Origin of the sequence: Reichenbachiella faecimaris, assembly GCF_900176375.1 — a bacterium.
In the GTDB taxonomy this organism is placed as follows: Bacteria; Bacteroidota; Bacteroidia; order Cytophagales; family Cyclobacteriaceae; genus Reichenbachiella; species Reichenbachiella faecimaris.
On the sequence record NZ_FWYF01000004.1, the window covers coordinates 453,274 to 466,794 of the forward strand.

12 protein-coding genes are annotated in these 13,521 nt (G+C 40.8%); 8 read left to right on the forward strand and 4 right to left on the reverse strand.

Annotation, left to right across the window (positions count from 1 at the left end):
- Positions 1 to 15 precede the first annotated feature (15 nt).
- A complete protein-coding gene (locus tag B9A58_RS18600) occupies positions 16 to 975 on the reverse strand; it encodes a metallophosphoesterase (RefSeq protein WP_084374378.1) in 960 nt (319 codons plus the stop codon).
- A gap of 74 nt (positions 976 to 1,049) precedes the next feature.
- Positions 1,050 to 3,917 (reverse strand): TonB-dependent receptor, encoded by a 2,868-nt coding sequence (locus B9A58_RS18605; RefSeq protein WP_084374430.1) that lies wholly within the window; start codon positions 3,915 to 3,917, stop codon positions 1,050 to 1,052.
- 257 nt (positions 3,918 to 4,174) lie between these two features.
- Between B9A58_RS18605 and B9A58_RS18610 the strand changes: the two genes are divergently transcribed.
- From B9A58_RS18610 to B9A58_RS18625, 4 genes are all read left to right on the forward strand, one after another.
- Entirely contained in the window at positions 4,175 to 5,143 is a 969-nt protein-coding gene (locus tag B9A58_RS18610) for a vWA domain-containing protein (RefSeq protein WP_084374379.1), read from the forward strand.
- Positions 5,140 to 6,045 carry a hypothetical protein gene (locus B9A58_RS18615; protein ID WP_084374380.1) on the forward strand — a complete coding sequence of 302 codons (906 nt, stop codon included), beginning with the start codon at positions 5,140 to 5,142 and terminating at the stop codon, positions 6,043 to 6,045. The genes B9A58_RS18610 and B9A58_RS18615 overlap by 4 nt, the downstream gene beginning before the upstream one ends.
- Positions 6,046 to 6,154: 109 nt before the next feature.
- The gene (locus B9A58_RS18620; protein ID WP_084374381.1) at positions 6,155 to 6,445 is read left to right on the forward strand and encodes an FtsB family cell division protein; all 291 of its coding nucleotides are present in this window, start codon (positions 6,155 to 6,157) and stop codon (positions 6,443 to 6,445) included.
- Between the two features lie 35 nt (positions 6,446 to 6,480).
- Entirely contained in the window at positions 6,481 to 7,029 is a 549-nt protein-coding gene (locus B9A58_RS18625; protein WP_084374382.1) for a hypothetical protein, read from the forward strand.
- Here the strand turns inward: B9A58_RS18625 and B9A58_RS18630 are convergent.
- Positions 7,026 to 8,093 carry an Ldh family oxidoreductase gene (locus B9A58_RS18630; protein ID WP_084374383.1) on the reverse strand — a complete coding sequence of 356 codons (1,068 nt, stop codon included), beginning with the start codon at positions 8,091 to 8,093 and terminating at the stop codon, positions 7,026 to 7,028. The two genes, B9A58_RS18625 and B9A58_RS18630, sit on opposite strands and share 4 nt — an antisense overlap.
- Positions 8,094 to 8,102: 9 nt before the next feature.
- Positions 8,103 to 9,017 (reverse strand): Ppx/GppA phosphatase family protein, encoded by a 915-nt coding sequence (locus B9A58_RS18635; protein WP_084374384.1) that lies wholly within the window; start codon positions 9,015 to 9,017, stop codon positions 8,103 to 8,105.
- Positions 9,018 to 9,136: 119 nt separating this feature from the next.
- Between B9A58_RS18635 and B9A58_RS18640 the strand changes: the two genes are divergently transcribed.
- The 4 genes from B9A58_RS18640 to B9A58_RS18660 all read left to right on the forward strand — a co-directional run bounded on the left by B9A58_RS18640 (position 9,137) and on the right by B9A58_RS18660 (position 13,501).
- Positions 9,137 to 10,693 carry an acyl-CoA carboxylase subunit beta gene (locus B9A58_RS18640; RefSeq protein ID WP_084374385.1) on the forward strand — a complete coding sequence of 519 codons (1,557 nt, stop codon included), beginning with the start codon at positions 9,137 to 9,139 and terminating at the stop codon, positions 10,691 to 10,693.
- 166 nt (positions 10,694 to 10,859) lie between these two features.
- The gene (locus tag B9A58_RS18645) at positions 10,860 to 11,930 is read left to right on the forward strand and encodes a M42 family metallopeptidase (protein WP_084374431.1); all 1,071 of its coding nucleotides are present in this window, start codon (positions 10,860 to 10,862) and stop codon (positions 11,928 to 11,930) included.
- A 78-nt stretch (positions 11,931 to 12,008) separates the two neighbouring features.
- Positions 12,009 to 12,491: a hypothetical protein gene (locus tag B9A58_RS18650; protein WP_084374386.1), complete on the forward strand. Its 483-nt coding sequence runs from the start codon at positions 12,009 to 12,011 to the stop codon at positions 12,489 to 12,491.
- A 401-nt stretch (positions 12,492 to 12,892) separates the two neighbouring features.
- Positions 12,893 to 13,501, forward strand: coding sequence for a hypothetical protein (locus B9A58_RS18660; RefSeq protein WP_221407881.1), 609 nt, complete (start codon positions 12,893 to 12,895; stop codon positions 13,499 to 13,501).
- The last annotated feature ends 20 nt before the right edge of the window (positions 13,502 to 13,521 follow it).

Here is a 13,521-nt window from a genome sequence, read left to right on the forward strand (position 1 = left end):
AGGTCAGCGATTAATTTACTTCTTAATACTATATTTATAAATCACTTCTCCTTGATGGTCTACAAACTGGACAAGCAGCTGATCCTTAGTGGCTGAAGCCGTAGCAAATCCGTGCTGAGATGCTGAAAACAAGGAATATTCCATTTTTCCTGTGGGTCTAACTTCTGATCCAGCACCTGAAATAAAATGATGTGTTTTGTAAGAAGGATTATAAATATGCTGAAGATCATGCTCGTGACCAGCGAAATATACATCCACGTTATGCTTCTTTAGCACTTTCTCTAAATGACCTCTAACATCCTGAGTGGCCTCAATGCGTTTGCCTCCAGAATAAAGTGGATGATGACCAACCACAACTTTCCAATCCGCTGAATTATCTGCTAAGACGCTATCCATCCAAAGCAGTTGCTTGGTACTGTCTTGTTTCCATACCGCCTTGTATTTTTCTTCTTCATAATATCCATCTTCAAAAGGGCTGGTGTCGATAAATACAAACTTAACTGTGACTCCATCTTCCTCTTTCTCTTTTACAAAGTACTGTGCGGGCATATTCCACCTTTGGCTTACGTGCGTGTAATCTATTTCAGCCTGATAGTTCCCTCTATAGTCATGATTGCCAAGAACTGCGTACCACGGCACAAAAAGACCGAAACCTTTATACACATTTTCGAACGAAGAAATCCAATAAGGATCTTGTACACTGGCCACACCATCTGGGTAGAAATTGTCACCTGTGGTAAGGATAAACTCTGGTTCTAAGGTTTTGGTAATGGCCTGCATCTGATCAGCTACCTCTTGCTGGCCATCATAGCCATTGCGCCCGAAGTCGCCTATTACGTACCAGTTTAGCGCATCTTCTAGGATTTCCATCTCAGACACGGAGGCTTTGGAAGCTTCCTGATTGCTCTTATTCGAAAAGCAACCAAGCGTAAGGAGCAATGACAGTATACTTAGATATATTATTTCTTTTTTCATAGTTTTGGTTTTAAGGAAATGAAAAAGACCACGACAAGGCGTGATCCTTTTCTAACCCAAAAGTTTTAAAATATTTAGTTGTTAAACAAATCGAATTTCAATCCTAAGTTGTACTTAGGACCGTAATATTCCATTTGCATAGTTCGGCTCTCAATACCCTGATAGTATCTCAAAGGCTGATTGGTCAAATTATTCGCCTCAGCGAAAAGTCTCAAATTCTTAGTGAAAGCATACGATGCATTGACATCCACAAACATCTGCTTGTCATAGTATCTGTCGTAGAATGCGTCATCTCCCACTTCGTCGATATAATCAGAAGAAAAGTTTATGGACGCTCTAATTACCAATTTTTGAGTCTCAAATGACAATGAAGCATTGACCAAATGGTCAGCCGTGCCTGGCAAATCCAACCCTTCTCTTTCATCACCATCTTCGTTGGCGATGCCACTTACATCTGAAGCATTGAAGGTATAGTTGGCGTATACGCCCAATCCCTTCCAAATACCAGGCAAGAAATCCAGTTGGCGCTGAGCCGCAATTTCAAACCCTGTGATGTTTCCTTTTCCACTATTCTCAGGTGTCAACACATCAAAATCATCACCATTGTAGTCTTCGGTCGACTGATGAAAATAGATGAAGTTGTCTATGTTTTTGTAAAATACACCTGCAGATAGTAAACCTACAGATTCGAAGTAGTATTCTGCGTTAAAGTCAAAGTTCATAGATGTAGTAGGATCCAGGTCAGGGTTACCTTGCGAAATTTCTTCATCTTCTTCTACTACATATCTGTAAGGCACTAAATCGTAATAATTTGGTCTAGCCAATGAATTCGTCCAAGCCGCTCTCAGAATTAAATTCTCATTTGCCGCATATCTCAGATGAACGGCAGGTAAGAAGTTGAAATAAGATTTGTTATTTTCCAAAGGAGAAATACTGCCATCATCCTCAATATACTGATAACCAATGTAATCTGAACTTGTATTTTCAGCTCTCGCTCCTACGATGAATTTCAATTGATCGTTCAAATTTTGAGACCATTGTACATATCCGGCAGTTACGGTTTCCTCAGCTTCATAGTTCGCAGTTTGATACTCTTCAGGCAAGTCTTCGCCGTCAAAAAGGTTTGTATTATACAAATCCAAATTTCCTAAATATGCCGCTGATGCGAAATCACCAGACTGGTAATTAGACCCTGCTAGAAAGTCAGCATTTGTTCTATCGTCTGTAGCGATTTGATTCAAAAATTCAACACTCGCATCATCAATCCAGCTATATTCCACAAACCCGTTATTTCTGTCCTTGGTTTTGTTGTTCACCTTTCCACCAAACTTCAAATTACCAGACTGTCCGTCAACTACCGACAAAGGAATTTTCAAATCCAACTGAGCAGTGAAGTTCTCTTCTTCTGTCAATTGGTTTTCTTCTTCGATTTTGTCGAAAACGAAATTCGAAGATTCCAGTAAATTTTTCTCATTGATTACTAACTGTGGCTTTCTCGTGTCATCCATAGATTGATTCATGTTCACTGTTAAATCCTCGTCTGTTTCATACACAATATACCTCTCATGAGGGCGCTCTTCTGAAGCTTTTGAGTAAGACCCATTCCACTTAGCTTCAATATTTCCAAAGAAATGAACCCCACTTAGTGAGTATGATTGTACTCTTTGATCTTCCAATCTTCTATTCTTGGTTCGGTCGCTATCTAAACCACCCTTTGTCTGACGATCTCCAACTGCAATCCACTCTGTAGGTGCTGCATTCACGCCATTGCCAAATTCTGCACCATCGATCTCAGTAGTCAGTCTGTATCTGTTTTCCCAATCATCTCTCCAGTTGTACATGCTTTTCGCATAGATTGTGTGATTGTCATTGATTTTGTAGTCCAGATTCAAAGAAAGGCTTCTTCTGGTTCTGTCTACATCATAATCTCTTACTTCGTTTACCGCCAAATATGGATCTACTTCCACATCTTCAATATTGTTTCCGCCTTCAGGCAAATCCTCATCAAAATCTGCATTTTCCACTTCATTTTCCCATTCCGCTTCTACGTTGTGAGATCCAATTTTATCTTGTCTGTATGACCCAGAAAGTACAGCACCCAATTTGTTATCAAAAAACCTATTGCTCAAGACTAAACTCGAATTGAATCCAGGAGCATCTCCTACTTCGTTGTAACTACCTGCAAGCGTTCCTGAGGCTCTAAATCCGTCTCCAGCCGATCTCGTAACCAAATTGACAGATCCGCCTATCGCATCGCCATCCATCTCTGGTAATAATGCCTTGTTTACTTCTATCATTTGAATCATATCTGCTGGAATCAAGTCCATTTGGATATTTCTATTGTCTCCTTCAGCAGATGGTATCCTGTTGCCATTTACAGTTACTGAGTTCAGTTGTGGAGCCAATCCACGGATCACAATATTTCTTGCTTCACCTTGATCACCTTGCATCGTGATACCAGGCACTCTTTTCAATGCATCCCCTACATTCGCATCAGGGAATCTCCCGATTTGATCTGCAGCCACTACATTAGTAATATTGCTATTTGCTCTTTGCTGGTTGATTGCTTTGGCTTGACCTTTCAATCTATCACCCAAGACCAAAACTTCATCTCCCAATATGACACCTGGTTCTAAAGAGATATTGTGCTGAACCAAGGTCACTTCCTCTACATTAATTTTTTCTACAAACGGCTTATAACCTATATAAGAAATTGTCAATGTGTATTCACCCGTAGGCACATCCAGTATTACAAAAGCACCGTCAGCATCAGAAACAGATCCTTTGCCAGACAACTCGTCTAAAATAACAGTTGCGCCCGGCATGGCCAGTCCATTTTCGTCTACTACCTTTCCGAAGATAGTTCCATCTACCGCCTGTGCCAATCCAGGAAGAAGCACCAACAACAGTACTAATGCTTTTAAGAGTATTATTTTTTTCATCATTATTCAGTTTGATTATAGAATTATGCTGCGAAAGTACAGGGACAGTATTACGAACCGTTTAGCCAGATTTCATCAAAAGGTTACCAAACTGAGGAGAGATATTATGTTTACTTTATCGCAATATTACTATATCATCGAATTGTTAAATTCAATCTGAGCATAACAGGAAATGCTAAAAATTGTTAAATGAAGAAAAGCGCCTTTTTGGCTAGCCAGAGGATACCTATATTTGTTTGATTTGTAAACACAATTTTATGATCTGGAGCGGTGAAGTCGGAAGCCTAGAATTATTATTTATCCTATTATTCGGCCTTTTCTATGTATTATATATTTTTAAAACTATCCGTGCGGCTAAATCTTTAGGTACAGGCTACAGACGCGTGTTTTATAAAATTGCATTGAGAGCAGCTTATTTCAGTCTGTTTATAGTAGCACTACTCGGCCCCTCTTTTGGAGAATCCACTAAAGAAATCAAATCCATAGGCAAGGACATTTTCATTGCCATAGACTTATCTGAATCCATGAACGCCTATGATATCCAGCCAACGCGTTTAGAAAAAATCAAATTTGAATTGAAAGAAATCGTAGAGGCGTTCTCATCTGATAGAATTGGTTTGATTATGTTCTCCAATGAAGCGTACGTACAATGTCCGTTGACTTATGACAAGAGTGCCTTGAACCTCTTTATTGAAACGCTCAATACAAATCTTGTCCCAAACACTGGAACAGATTTTGGCCCTCCACTCAAAATGGCTTTGGGCAAAATTTCGGATGACAAAGAAACTGTCACCAGACAAAAATCTAAAATCATTATCCTGATCAGTGATGGAGAAGACTTTGGGGAAAACACGGCCAGTATTGCAAAAACCATTGAAGAGGAGGGCATTAAGTTATTCACACTCGGAATTGGCACAGCCCAGGGCAGCAAAATCATGACGCAGCGCGGATTCAAAAAAGACAACCATGGGCAAGAAGTAGTCTCTAAACTAAATCCTGTATCCTTGAAAAAATTGGCCTCAGCCACTAGTGGAAAATATTTTGAAATCAATGCTTCTCAAAATGATGTGGAAAAATTGATCAATACCATAGGAGACATAGAAGGAGAGCTTCGTGATTCGAAAACCATGGATGTCTCTGCTAATAAGTATTACTATTTTCTGGCATTGGCTCTCTTTTTGATCTTTTTGGATGCAGTACTCAAAGTAAGAACAGTAAACATATGAAAAGGCTTACGACCATATTTATTCTTGCTATTTGTTTTGGCGCTTCAGCCAATGACATTTCGAAAATCAACAAACTGAAGAAAAATGCAGAAATCGCCTTTGAACATCAGCAGTTTGATGTGGCTGTATCCAATTACTCGTACTTGCTAGATACCCTTCAGATCTACGACGAAGAATCTATCATGAACCTGGGTCATGCTTATTACCAACTCAATCAGAAGGATCTGGCACAAGCCCAATATCAAAAACTAGTATTATCTAAAAATGAAGGGCTAAAGTCCGTGGCCTACCAGCAATTGGGTGCCATGTCTAACGATCCTAAAACGATGGAAAAAGCCATGTCCTACTTCAAGGAATCCATCAAATCAGACCCTGGCAATCTGGATGCTCGATACAACTATGAGTTGGTAAAGAAGAGGCTAAAAGAGCAGCAAGACCAAAACCAAGATCAGAAAAACGACGACCAAAATAACGAGAATCAAGAGAACAAGGACGAAGAGAAAAAAGACCAAGAAAACAAAGAAAACGAGGATCAGCAGGAAGGCGATCAAAATAAAGATCAGGAGAAGCAGGACTCAGAAGATCAAGAACAGCAGAATCAAGAAAACAAAGAGCAGGAAGGGGAAAATAAGGACGATCAACAACAGGAAGGTCAGGACGAAAAGAAAGAGGGAGAAGAAGAAAAACAACCTGAGCCTAAAGAAGGGGAAGAAGGCGAGCAAAACGAAAAAGACAAGCAGCAGCAACCTCCTAGTCCCTCAGACAAGATGCAAGAGATGAATATCTCTGAGGAAAAAGCCAAGATGATCCTTGAAGCACTCAAAAACAGTGAGATTCAATACATCCAGCAAAACCGCAGAAAGCCCACCAAACGCAAAGAAAGCGACAAGCCAGATTGGTAAGAAGAGGTATCGAGCCCTGACTCCAAACGAGATCAGGTATTATCTTTAGTGCTCGTTTATTTGGCAATTGAAGGATTCATTTTTTACTTTACGGTAGACTTTAACAGGCATGTTCAAAAAATCTCTTCATATCACTAAAAACTTCTACTTCCTCTCCGGACTCGGTTTTTTAGTTTGGATGTTGTTTTTCGATACCAATGACTTCTACTCACAGTATCAATTGAGCCAAAAAGTAGAAGAACTCGAAAACCAGGAAAAATACTACCTACAAAAAATCGAAGAGGTAAATGATGATAGAGAGGCCCTGATCAATGACATGGAACTTTTGGAGCGATTTGCTCGTGAAAAATATTACATGAAAAAAGATGGGGAAGATTTATTCGTAGTTGTTGAAGACTAGTATATCTCCTTAGACAGATTAAAATCCTAAAACGAATGGCTAAAAAATTAACCTTACTTGCGCTGATTTGTGTCCTTTTCGCGTCAAGTAGCTTTGCTCAGGAAAATTATGGAAATGTGCTTGGTAATGATAGACCTGCATGGATGGATAAGGTGTATGTGGGAGGTGGTCTTGGGGGCTTTGGCATTAGCAGTGATAGAGTTTGGTTGAATCTGAGTGGGCAAGTAGGTTATCGAATCACTCCAAAATGGAACACTGGTGTAGGCCTAACCTATCAGTATTTCAAATGGAAAGAACCTATCAACCAGTCTTTTAACGATTATGGATTGAGTTTTTACACGCAGTATATCATCTACCAGCCGTTTTTTGCAATGGCTCAATACGAAATATTATTTTTGGACAATTTTGATGGACGAGACACTTACAATACCTTTTTGTTGGGAGGAGGAATTTCTCAACCCATGGGAAACAAGGGATTCATAAACCTATATGCCCTTTACAACGTGCTTTACTCTGATGGAGGAGACAATGGTCGCTATGACAGTCCTTGGGTAATTGGGATGAATTTCGGAATTGGCTTCTAAAATTTCAGTTTAAACTTATCAGCTAGTTCATTCAAGTCCTGCACCACAGGATCCAGCAATGGAATTCCATCCTTGCTTCTCGTAGCTTCCATGTTGCGCTCGTAATCGCCAGGAATCTGAACTGGGTTATTTTCGTCTATAGGAGTAGAAGATCTAAATCTTTCAATCCAAGTATCCATGTGATCTTTGAATTCATCAGCCTTTCTAAACGCATCTATTCGCATAGCCCCAAAAAAGTGACCAAGTCCCTCCCCTACAGGATCAGAAACTGGATCAATGAAACTTACAAATGGAGGCACCCATGGGCCGTAATTCGCCCCAGAAAGTACCGCAGAGAAAATATCTACAATCGATCCCAAGATATAACCTTTGTGCGAAGCGTGTTCTCTATCTCCTCCTAGCGGCAACAAAGCTCCTCCTTCTTTTACCCCATTAGCATTGGTGGTTGGCTCACCCTCTTGGTCTTGCACCCATCCTAATGGAGCGTCTTCATTTTTTCTTTGAAGGATTTCCAATTTACCATTGGCAGCAGTGGTAGTGGCCATATCAGCTACGAATGGTGGCTGCTTGCCAGCTGGAATAGCCACTGAGATCGGATTTGTACCTAAAAGTCTTTCCTTTGAAAAAGTGGGTGCCACCAAGGGACTGGCATTGGTCATAGATATACCAATCATATCCTGATCCAAGGCCATCATTGCATGATATCCAGCTATACCATAGTGATTGGAGTTTTTTACCGAAACCCAACCTGTCCCCACGCTCTTGGCCTTGATCATGGCGATCTTCATGGCCTCGGGCCCAGAAATCAATCCTAACGACTCGTCCGCATTCAATACGGCCGTAGATGGCGTCTCGTGTTCTATTTGAAAAATGGGTTTGGAATTAATTCGTTTCACTTCCCAAAGCCTCACATAACCTTTCAGGCGAGCAATTCCATGAGAGTCTACGCCACGCATATCTGCACTTACCAACACTGTGGCGGCAGTATCTGCCATTTTTTCTGTGTGCCCCATGGACACGAAGACTTGCTTAGCAAAATCGAATAATCTCTGATAGCTGTACATGACGCGAATTTATTTTCTTTTTGGCAAACCGTGATACAAGAGCCCTTCTTTTAGTGCATAAGGAGAGACTTTTATTTGGTCAAACTGACATTCTTCCATAACGACCTTGATAGCCACTGAAGCAGACACAATCATATCCGCTCGCATCGGAATCATACCAGGAATCTTCAGTCTTTGTTCTCTATTTTTAATCATCAACTCCTCATAAATCTCTTCAAAATAGTCTTTATAAAGAATGGGCTGCTGCATAGGCAATGCACCCGGCAGTCTGGCATGAATGTCCCAAAGCGTATCAAATGAACCAGATGAGCCAATCAGATAGGCTGCCTGATGCGCTCGGCAATTTTCAAAAACCTCCCGAAGGTTTTCAATTAGAAACTTTTCTAAGTTAGATTTTTCATCAGTAGAAATTGGATCAGTTTGGTGAAACTGATCGATCAAACGTTGCCCACCTAACTCATAACTTTTCAACCACTTCACTTCATGCTTATTGGCTAGAATAAATTCTATACTGCCTCCACCAATGTCCATGATCAGTCCAGTTTCGTCGCCAAAATCTATGTACTCACTGACCCCTTTATGGATAAGTGCAGCTTCCTCTTCTCCTGACAATACATGAATTTTAAGCCCTATTTTTTCTTTAACCAAATCTACAAACGCCTGTTGATTACTTGCATTTCGAACGGCACTGGTAGCAGAGACTAAAATTTCGTCCACTACTTCATTTCCCATTTTTTGGGCAAAATCGGTCAGTGTATCGACTGCACGCTGCATGGCATCAGGTTGAATGATATTGTTACTAATTCCTCCTTTGCCCAGACGCACGGCCACTTTTTCCTTATGAAGAATTTTCATATTTCGAGCACGATCTGCTATTAGCAAATGAAATGTATTCGTCCCAATATCTATTATTCCTACTCTCATTCTGATTTTAAAATTCCGCTAATTTATGAATAAATATGAGAACCCAATTGAATGTAAAATCTCATGTTCATATTTGCGCCAATGCCTATATTTGAGCCTAACAAATAACCCACGTGATAATGAACTTGAAATCTTCAGAAGAAAAAATCCAATACTTAGAAAAACTCAATCAGGAAGCCCTGCTTGGTGGTGGAAAAAAAAGAATTGAGTCCCAACACAAAAAAGGCAAGTTGACCGCTCGTGAGCGAATAGAACTCCTAATAGATGAAGGCACTTTTGAAGAAATCGGAAAATTTGTGACGCATCGAGCCACAGACTTTGGCTTAGATAAGCAAAAAATTTTAGGAGATGGTGTAGTCACGGGTTACGGCCAGGTCAATAGCCGATTAGTGTACGTATTCAGTCAGGATTTTACCGTATTTGGTGGTTCACTTTCTGAAACCTATGCTGAGAAGATTGTAAAAATTATGGATCTCGCCATGCAAAACGGTGCGCCTGTAATTGGACTAAATGATTCTGGTGGAGCCAGAATACAAGAAGGTGTAGTATCATTGGGTGGCTATGCTGATATCTTTTACAGAAATACTTTGGCTTCAGGAGTGATCCCACAAATTTCTGCGATCATGGGCCCATGTGCAGGTGGGGCAGTTTACTCTCCAGCCATCACTGACTTTATCATGATGGTCGAAAATACGTCCTATATGTTCGTAACAGGACCAAATGTAGTGAAAACTGTGACACAGGAAGATGTAACAGCTGAAGAACTTGGAGGTGCCAGTACACACAGCACCAAGAGTGGTGTCACTCACTTTTCTTGCGCCAATGAAGTAGAGTGTATCAAAAATATCAAAAGACTTTTGAGCTTCATCCCTCAAAACTGCGAGGAAACTCCAGCTATGCTTCCTTATGAGGCTGGTGATGAGGTGAGAAAGCAATTAGACGAAATTATTCCTACCAACCCCAACCAGCCTTATGACATCAAAGAAGTGATTGAAGGCATAGTAGATGGTGGCGATTTCTTTGAAGTCCATAAGAATTATGCAGAAAACATTGTAGTAGGATTTGCTCGACTGGGAGGACGTAGCATTGGCATCGTAGCCAACCAACCAGCTAGTTTGGCTGGTGTGCTCGACAATGATGCCAGCGTAAAAGGTGCTAGATTCGTGAGATTCTGCGACTGTTTTAATATTCCGCTCCTGGTGCTCGAGGATGTACCAGGATTCCTACCTGGCACGGATCAGGAATGGAATGCCATCATCATGAATGGAGCAAAATTGCTTTATGCATTTAGTGAAGCCACGGTTCCGAGAATTACAGTGATTACCAGGAAGGCTTATGGTGGAGCGTATGACGTGATGAACTCTAAGCATATTGGAGCAGATATGAACTACGCCTGGCCAACAGCAGAGATCGCAGTGATGGGTGCCAAAGGTGCTGCAGAGATTATCTTCAAAGGTGAAATCAAAGAAGCGAAAGACCCTCAAGCTAAGTTGGACGAAAAGGTAGATGAGTACACAGAGAAGTTTGCTAATCCGTACATTGCTGCAGCACGTGGCTATGTAGATGAGGTGATACTACCACATAACACAAGGAAGAAATTGATCTCTGCCTTCAGTATGCTTGAAAATAAAGTGGGTAATATGCCAAGAAAGAAACACGGGAATATTCCGTTGTAACTGTGGTAATAAAAGAAATAACCGTTATTCCGCAGGGAGGAACGACTGAAGAAATCTCCTTACTTATTTGCAGCAGGCCTGCCAATAATTGAGAAGATCCCTTCGCAAACCTTGTCTACCGACAGGCATGCTACGGGATGACGAAAAAACGAATACTCAATTGAACATGAATAAAAAAAGCGAAAAATTTTTATACGAATACCTTAACAATGCTTCACCTACTGGCTTTGAGTCTTCAGGACAGAAAATCTGGTTGGACTATGTGAAGCCCTATACAGATGACTACATCACAGATACTTATGGGTCTGTGGCCGCCATCATCAACCCCACAGCTGATTACAAAGTAGTGATCGAAGCCCATGCAGATGAAATCTCCTGGTTCGTGAATTATATTGATGACAATGGCTACATCTATGTGATTCGTAATGGCGGATCAGATCATCAGATTGCTCCATCTAAACGTGTGAATATTTTCACTGAAAAAGGGATTGTAAAAGGCGTATTTGGCTGGCCGGCCATTCATGTACGCAAAGACAATAATGAAAAAGCCCCTACGATGGAGAACATCTTTATCGATCTAGGCTGTGAGTCAAAGAAGGAAGTAGAAAAGCTGGGTGTAAAAGTCGGCTGTGTCATCACCTTTGATGATGAGCTCATGGACTTGAATAAGAAATTCGTTTGTGGAAGAGCCTTAGACAATCGCATAGGAGGATTTATGATTGCCGAAGTAGCCAGAAAGCTGAAAGAAAACAAAGTCGATCTACCATTTGGTCTGTACATCGTGAATGCCGTACAAGAAGAAATCGGACTTAGAGGCGCCGAAATGATGGCTGCTCGTATCAAACCTAACGTGGCCGTGGTGACTGATGTTTGTCATGACACCCACTCCCCAATGTACGACAAGAAAGTCAGTGGAGATCAGAAAGCCGGGAAAGGACCCGTATTGACCTTTGGGCCAGCCGTGCAAAACAATCTGCTCAACGACATCATCAAAACCGCAGAAAAGAACAAAATCCCTTATCAGCGAGCTGCCACCTCTCGTGTGACAGGTACAGATACGGATGCCTTTGCCTACTCCAATGAAGGCGTGGCTTCAGCTCTGATCTCCTTGCCACTCAAGTACATGCACACCACAGTAGAAACTGCTCACTACGACGACATCAACCACGTGATCGAGTTGATCTATCAGTATCTGGTTCAGCTGAAGAATGGACATGATTATAGGTATATTAAATAATTATAGTGCGGATATAGTGAATCAGTGTACTATATCTGGATGTTAGCGGCAAGATAAGGAAATCACAAATCTTCAGACATGAGCAAAAAAGAAACGAAGGATTTATTGGAATTTCTAGAGCCTTTTTCAGCAGACACCAAGGAGACAGTTCTTTGGCTCAGAGGCTATGTATGGGATTTGTATCCTCAAGCCAACGAGCTAATTTATGACAACTACAATGCCATGACCTTTGGCTGGTCGCCAACTGACAAGGTGGGTCACACTTTTTGTTCAATTGCCATTTATAGAACAAATCAGAATATACACTTTGGATTTTATTGGGGTTCAGAGATTTCTGACCCGGACAAACTGCTCATAGGACAAGGTAAACAATACAGATACATTCTTGTTGACCAAATCGAATCTTTTCCTCAGGCATATATAAAAACATTAATTGCAGAGGCGTATAACAATTCTCTTTCTAAAGTGAAAGATCAAGGTCAACTCAAAACTGGGCTAACAATAACAAAATCCATATCGGGAAAAAAGAGAACTTCCAAGCCGACAAAAAAGAAAAAATGAGCCTAAAAAAACCAGCCACTAACAGTCACTATCAGGCATGCACCTAAGTGTCCAACTCGTCTTAGCGTCCGCTGAGACCCTAGCCCTTTTCTTCATGTGGGAGTTTGTTTATTATAATTCTTCTTCCGTAACTTTAGCCCATGAACAAACAGGTAGCCATAGATTACCTCAAAGACATGCCTTAGGATTTCGAATTGGATGAACTGATCGAAAGACTGATAGTTCTGGATAAAACTGAAAAGGGACGAAAAGACGTCAAAAATAGGAATACCTTTTCTCATGATGAGGCCAAAAAACAAGCTTCCACAAGTGGCTGAAGTTATATAACCACTAATTACCTTTTCTTTACCACTCTCCATTTCATGAAATCCAGCTCCCTCCTAAAAATCACCTATGCTCAGATGAGCCAAGCAGAGAGAGAAAAGCTTGAGGAAAAGTTCAAATACCTGATACCTATGGGAGTCTTCATATTGGTCATACTGGCTGGGGTCAATTATGGGATGGGAATGGACTTTTTTACGATTCTGATTGATCTACTGTTTGTCGTAGCCTTTATTGCCATTTTCAGAGCCTTCAAACTCGACCTTCGGGAAAATGAAAAGAAAATCTGGCAGGGTTTAATTACCAATAAGCATTATACCGTCACGTCCAACAAGAACAGCAGAAGTGCCTATACCTATTACTTCTATTTTGGTGATCAAAAAAGAACCGTCAGCGAAGAAGTGTACAACCAATTCAAAGAAGGAGATTTGATAGAAACCCATCTGGCCAAAAGGGTTTGGGGCGTTTATTTCGACGCCAAACTCCTGAAAGAAAACGCCATGCCAGAGACTGTGGCTGAGTATCAAAACAAGGAGGAAGCCACTTCAAAGAAATCCAGCAAAATGGGCTGCATTTTATTCTTGGTCTTTGGTCTATTAATGACGCTAGGATTTCTCCTGATTACTGACGCAATAGATATTCCAGTAATTGAAGAATATTTACAAGAGATTTTTGAGAGTTTAGAATAGAAACAGTTTCTATTGGTGAA

Bases quoted from the DNA above. Each gene is read 5' to 3' on its own strand.
- B9A58_RS18600 (WP_084374378.1), bottom strand. From the start codon at position 975: ATGAAAAAAGAAATAATATATCTAAGTATACTGTCATTGCTCCTTACG.
- B9A58_RS18605 (WP_084374430.1), bottom strand. From the start codon at position 3,917: ATGAAAAAAATAATACTCTTAAAAGCATTAGTACTGTTGTTGGTGCTT.
- B9A58_RS18610 (WP_084374379.1), top strand. From the start codon at position 4,175: ATGATCTGGAGCGGTGAAGTCGGAAGCCTAGAATTATTATTTATCCTA.
- B9A58_RS18615 (WP_084374380.1), top strand. From the start codon at position 5,140: ATGAAAAGGCTTACGACCATATTTATTCTTGCTATTTGTTTTGGCGCT.
- B9A58_RS18620 (WP_084374381.1), top strand. From the start codon at position 6,155: ATGTTCAAAAAATCTCTTCATATCACTAAAAACTTCTACTTCCTCTCC.
- B9A58_RS18625 (WP_084374382.1), top strand. From the start codon at position 6,481: ATGGCTAAAAAATTAACCTTACTTGCGCTGATTTGTGTCCTTTTCGCG.
- B9A58_RS18630 (WP_084374383.1), bottom strand. From the start codon at position 8,093: ATGTACAGCTATCAGAGATTATTCGATTTTGCTAAGCAAGTCTTCGTG.
- B9A58_RS18635 (WP_084374384.1), bottom strand. From the start codon at position 9,017: ATGAGAGTAGGAATAATAGATATTGGGACGAATACATTTCATTTGCTA.
- B9A58_RS18640 (WP_084374385.1), top strand. From the start codon at position 9,137: ATGAACTTGAAATCTTCAGAAGAAAAAATCCAATACTTAGAAAAACTC.
- B9A58_RS18645 (WP_084374431.1), top strand. From the start codon at position 10,860: ATGAATAAAAAAAGCGAAAAATTTTTATACGAATACCTTAACAATGCT.
- B9A58_RS18650 (WP_084374386.1), top strand. From the start codon at position 12,009: ATGAGCAAAAAAGAAACGAAGGATTTATTGGAATTTCTAGAGCCTTTT.
- B9A58_RS18660 (WP_221407881.1), top strand. From the start codon at position 12,893: ATGAGCCAAGCAGAGAGAGAAAAGCTTGAGGAAAAGTTCAAATACCTG.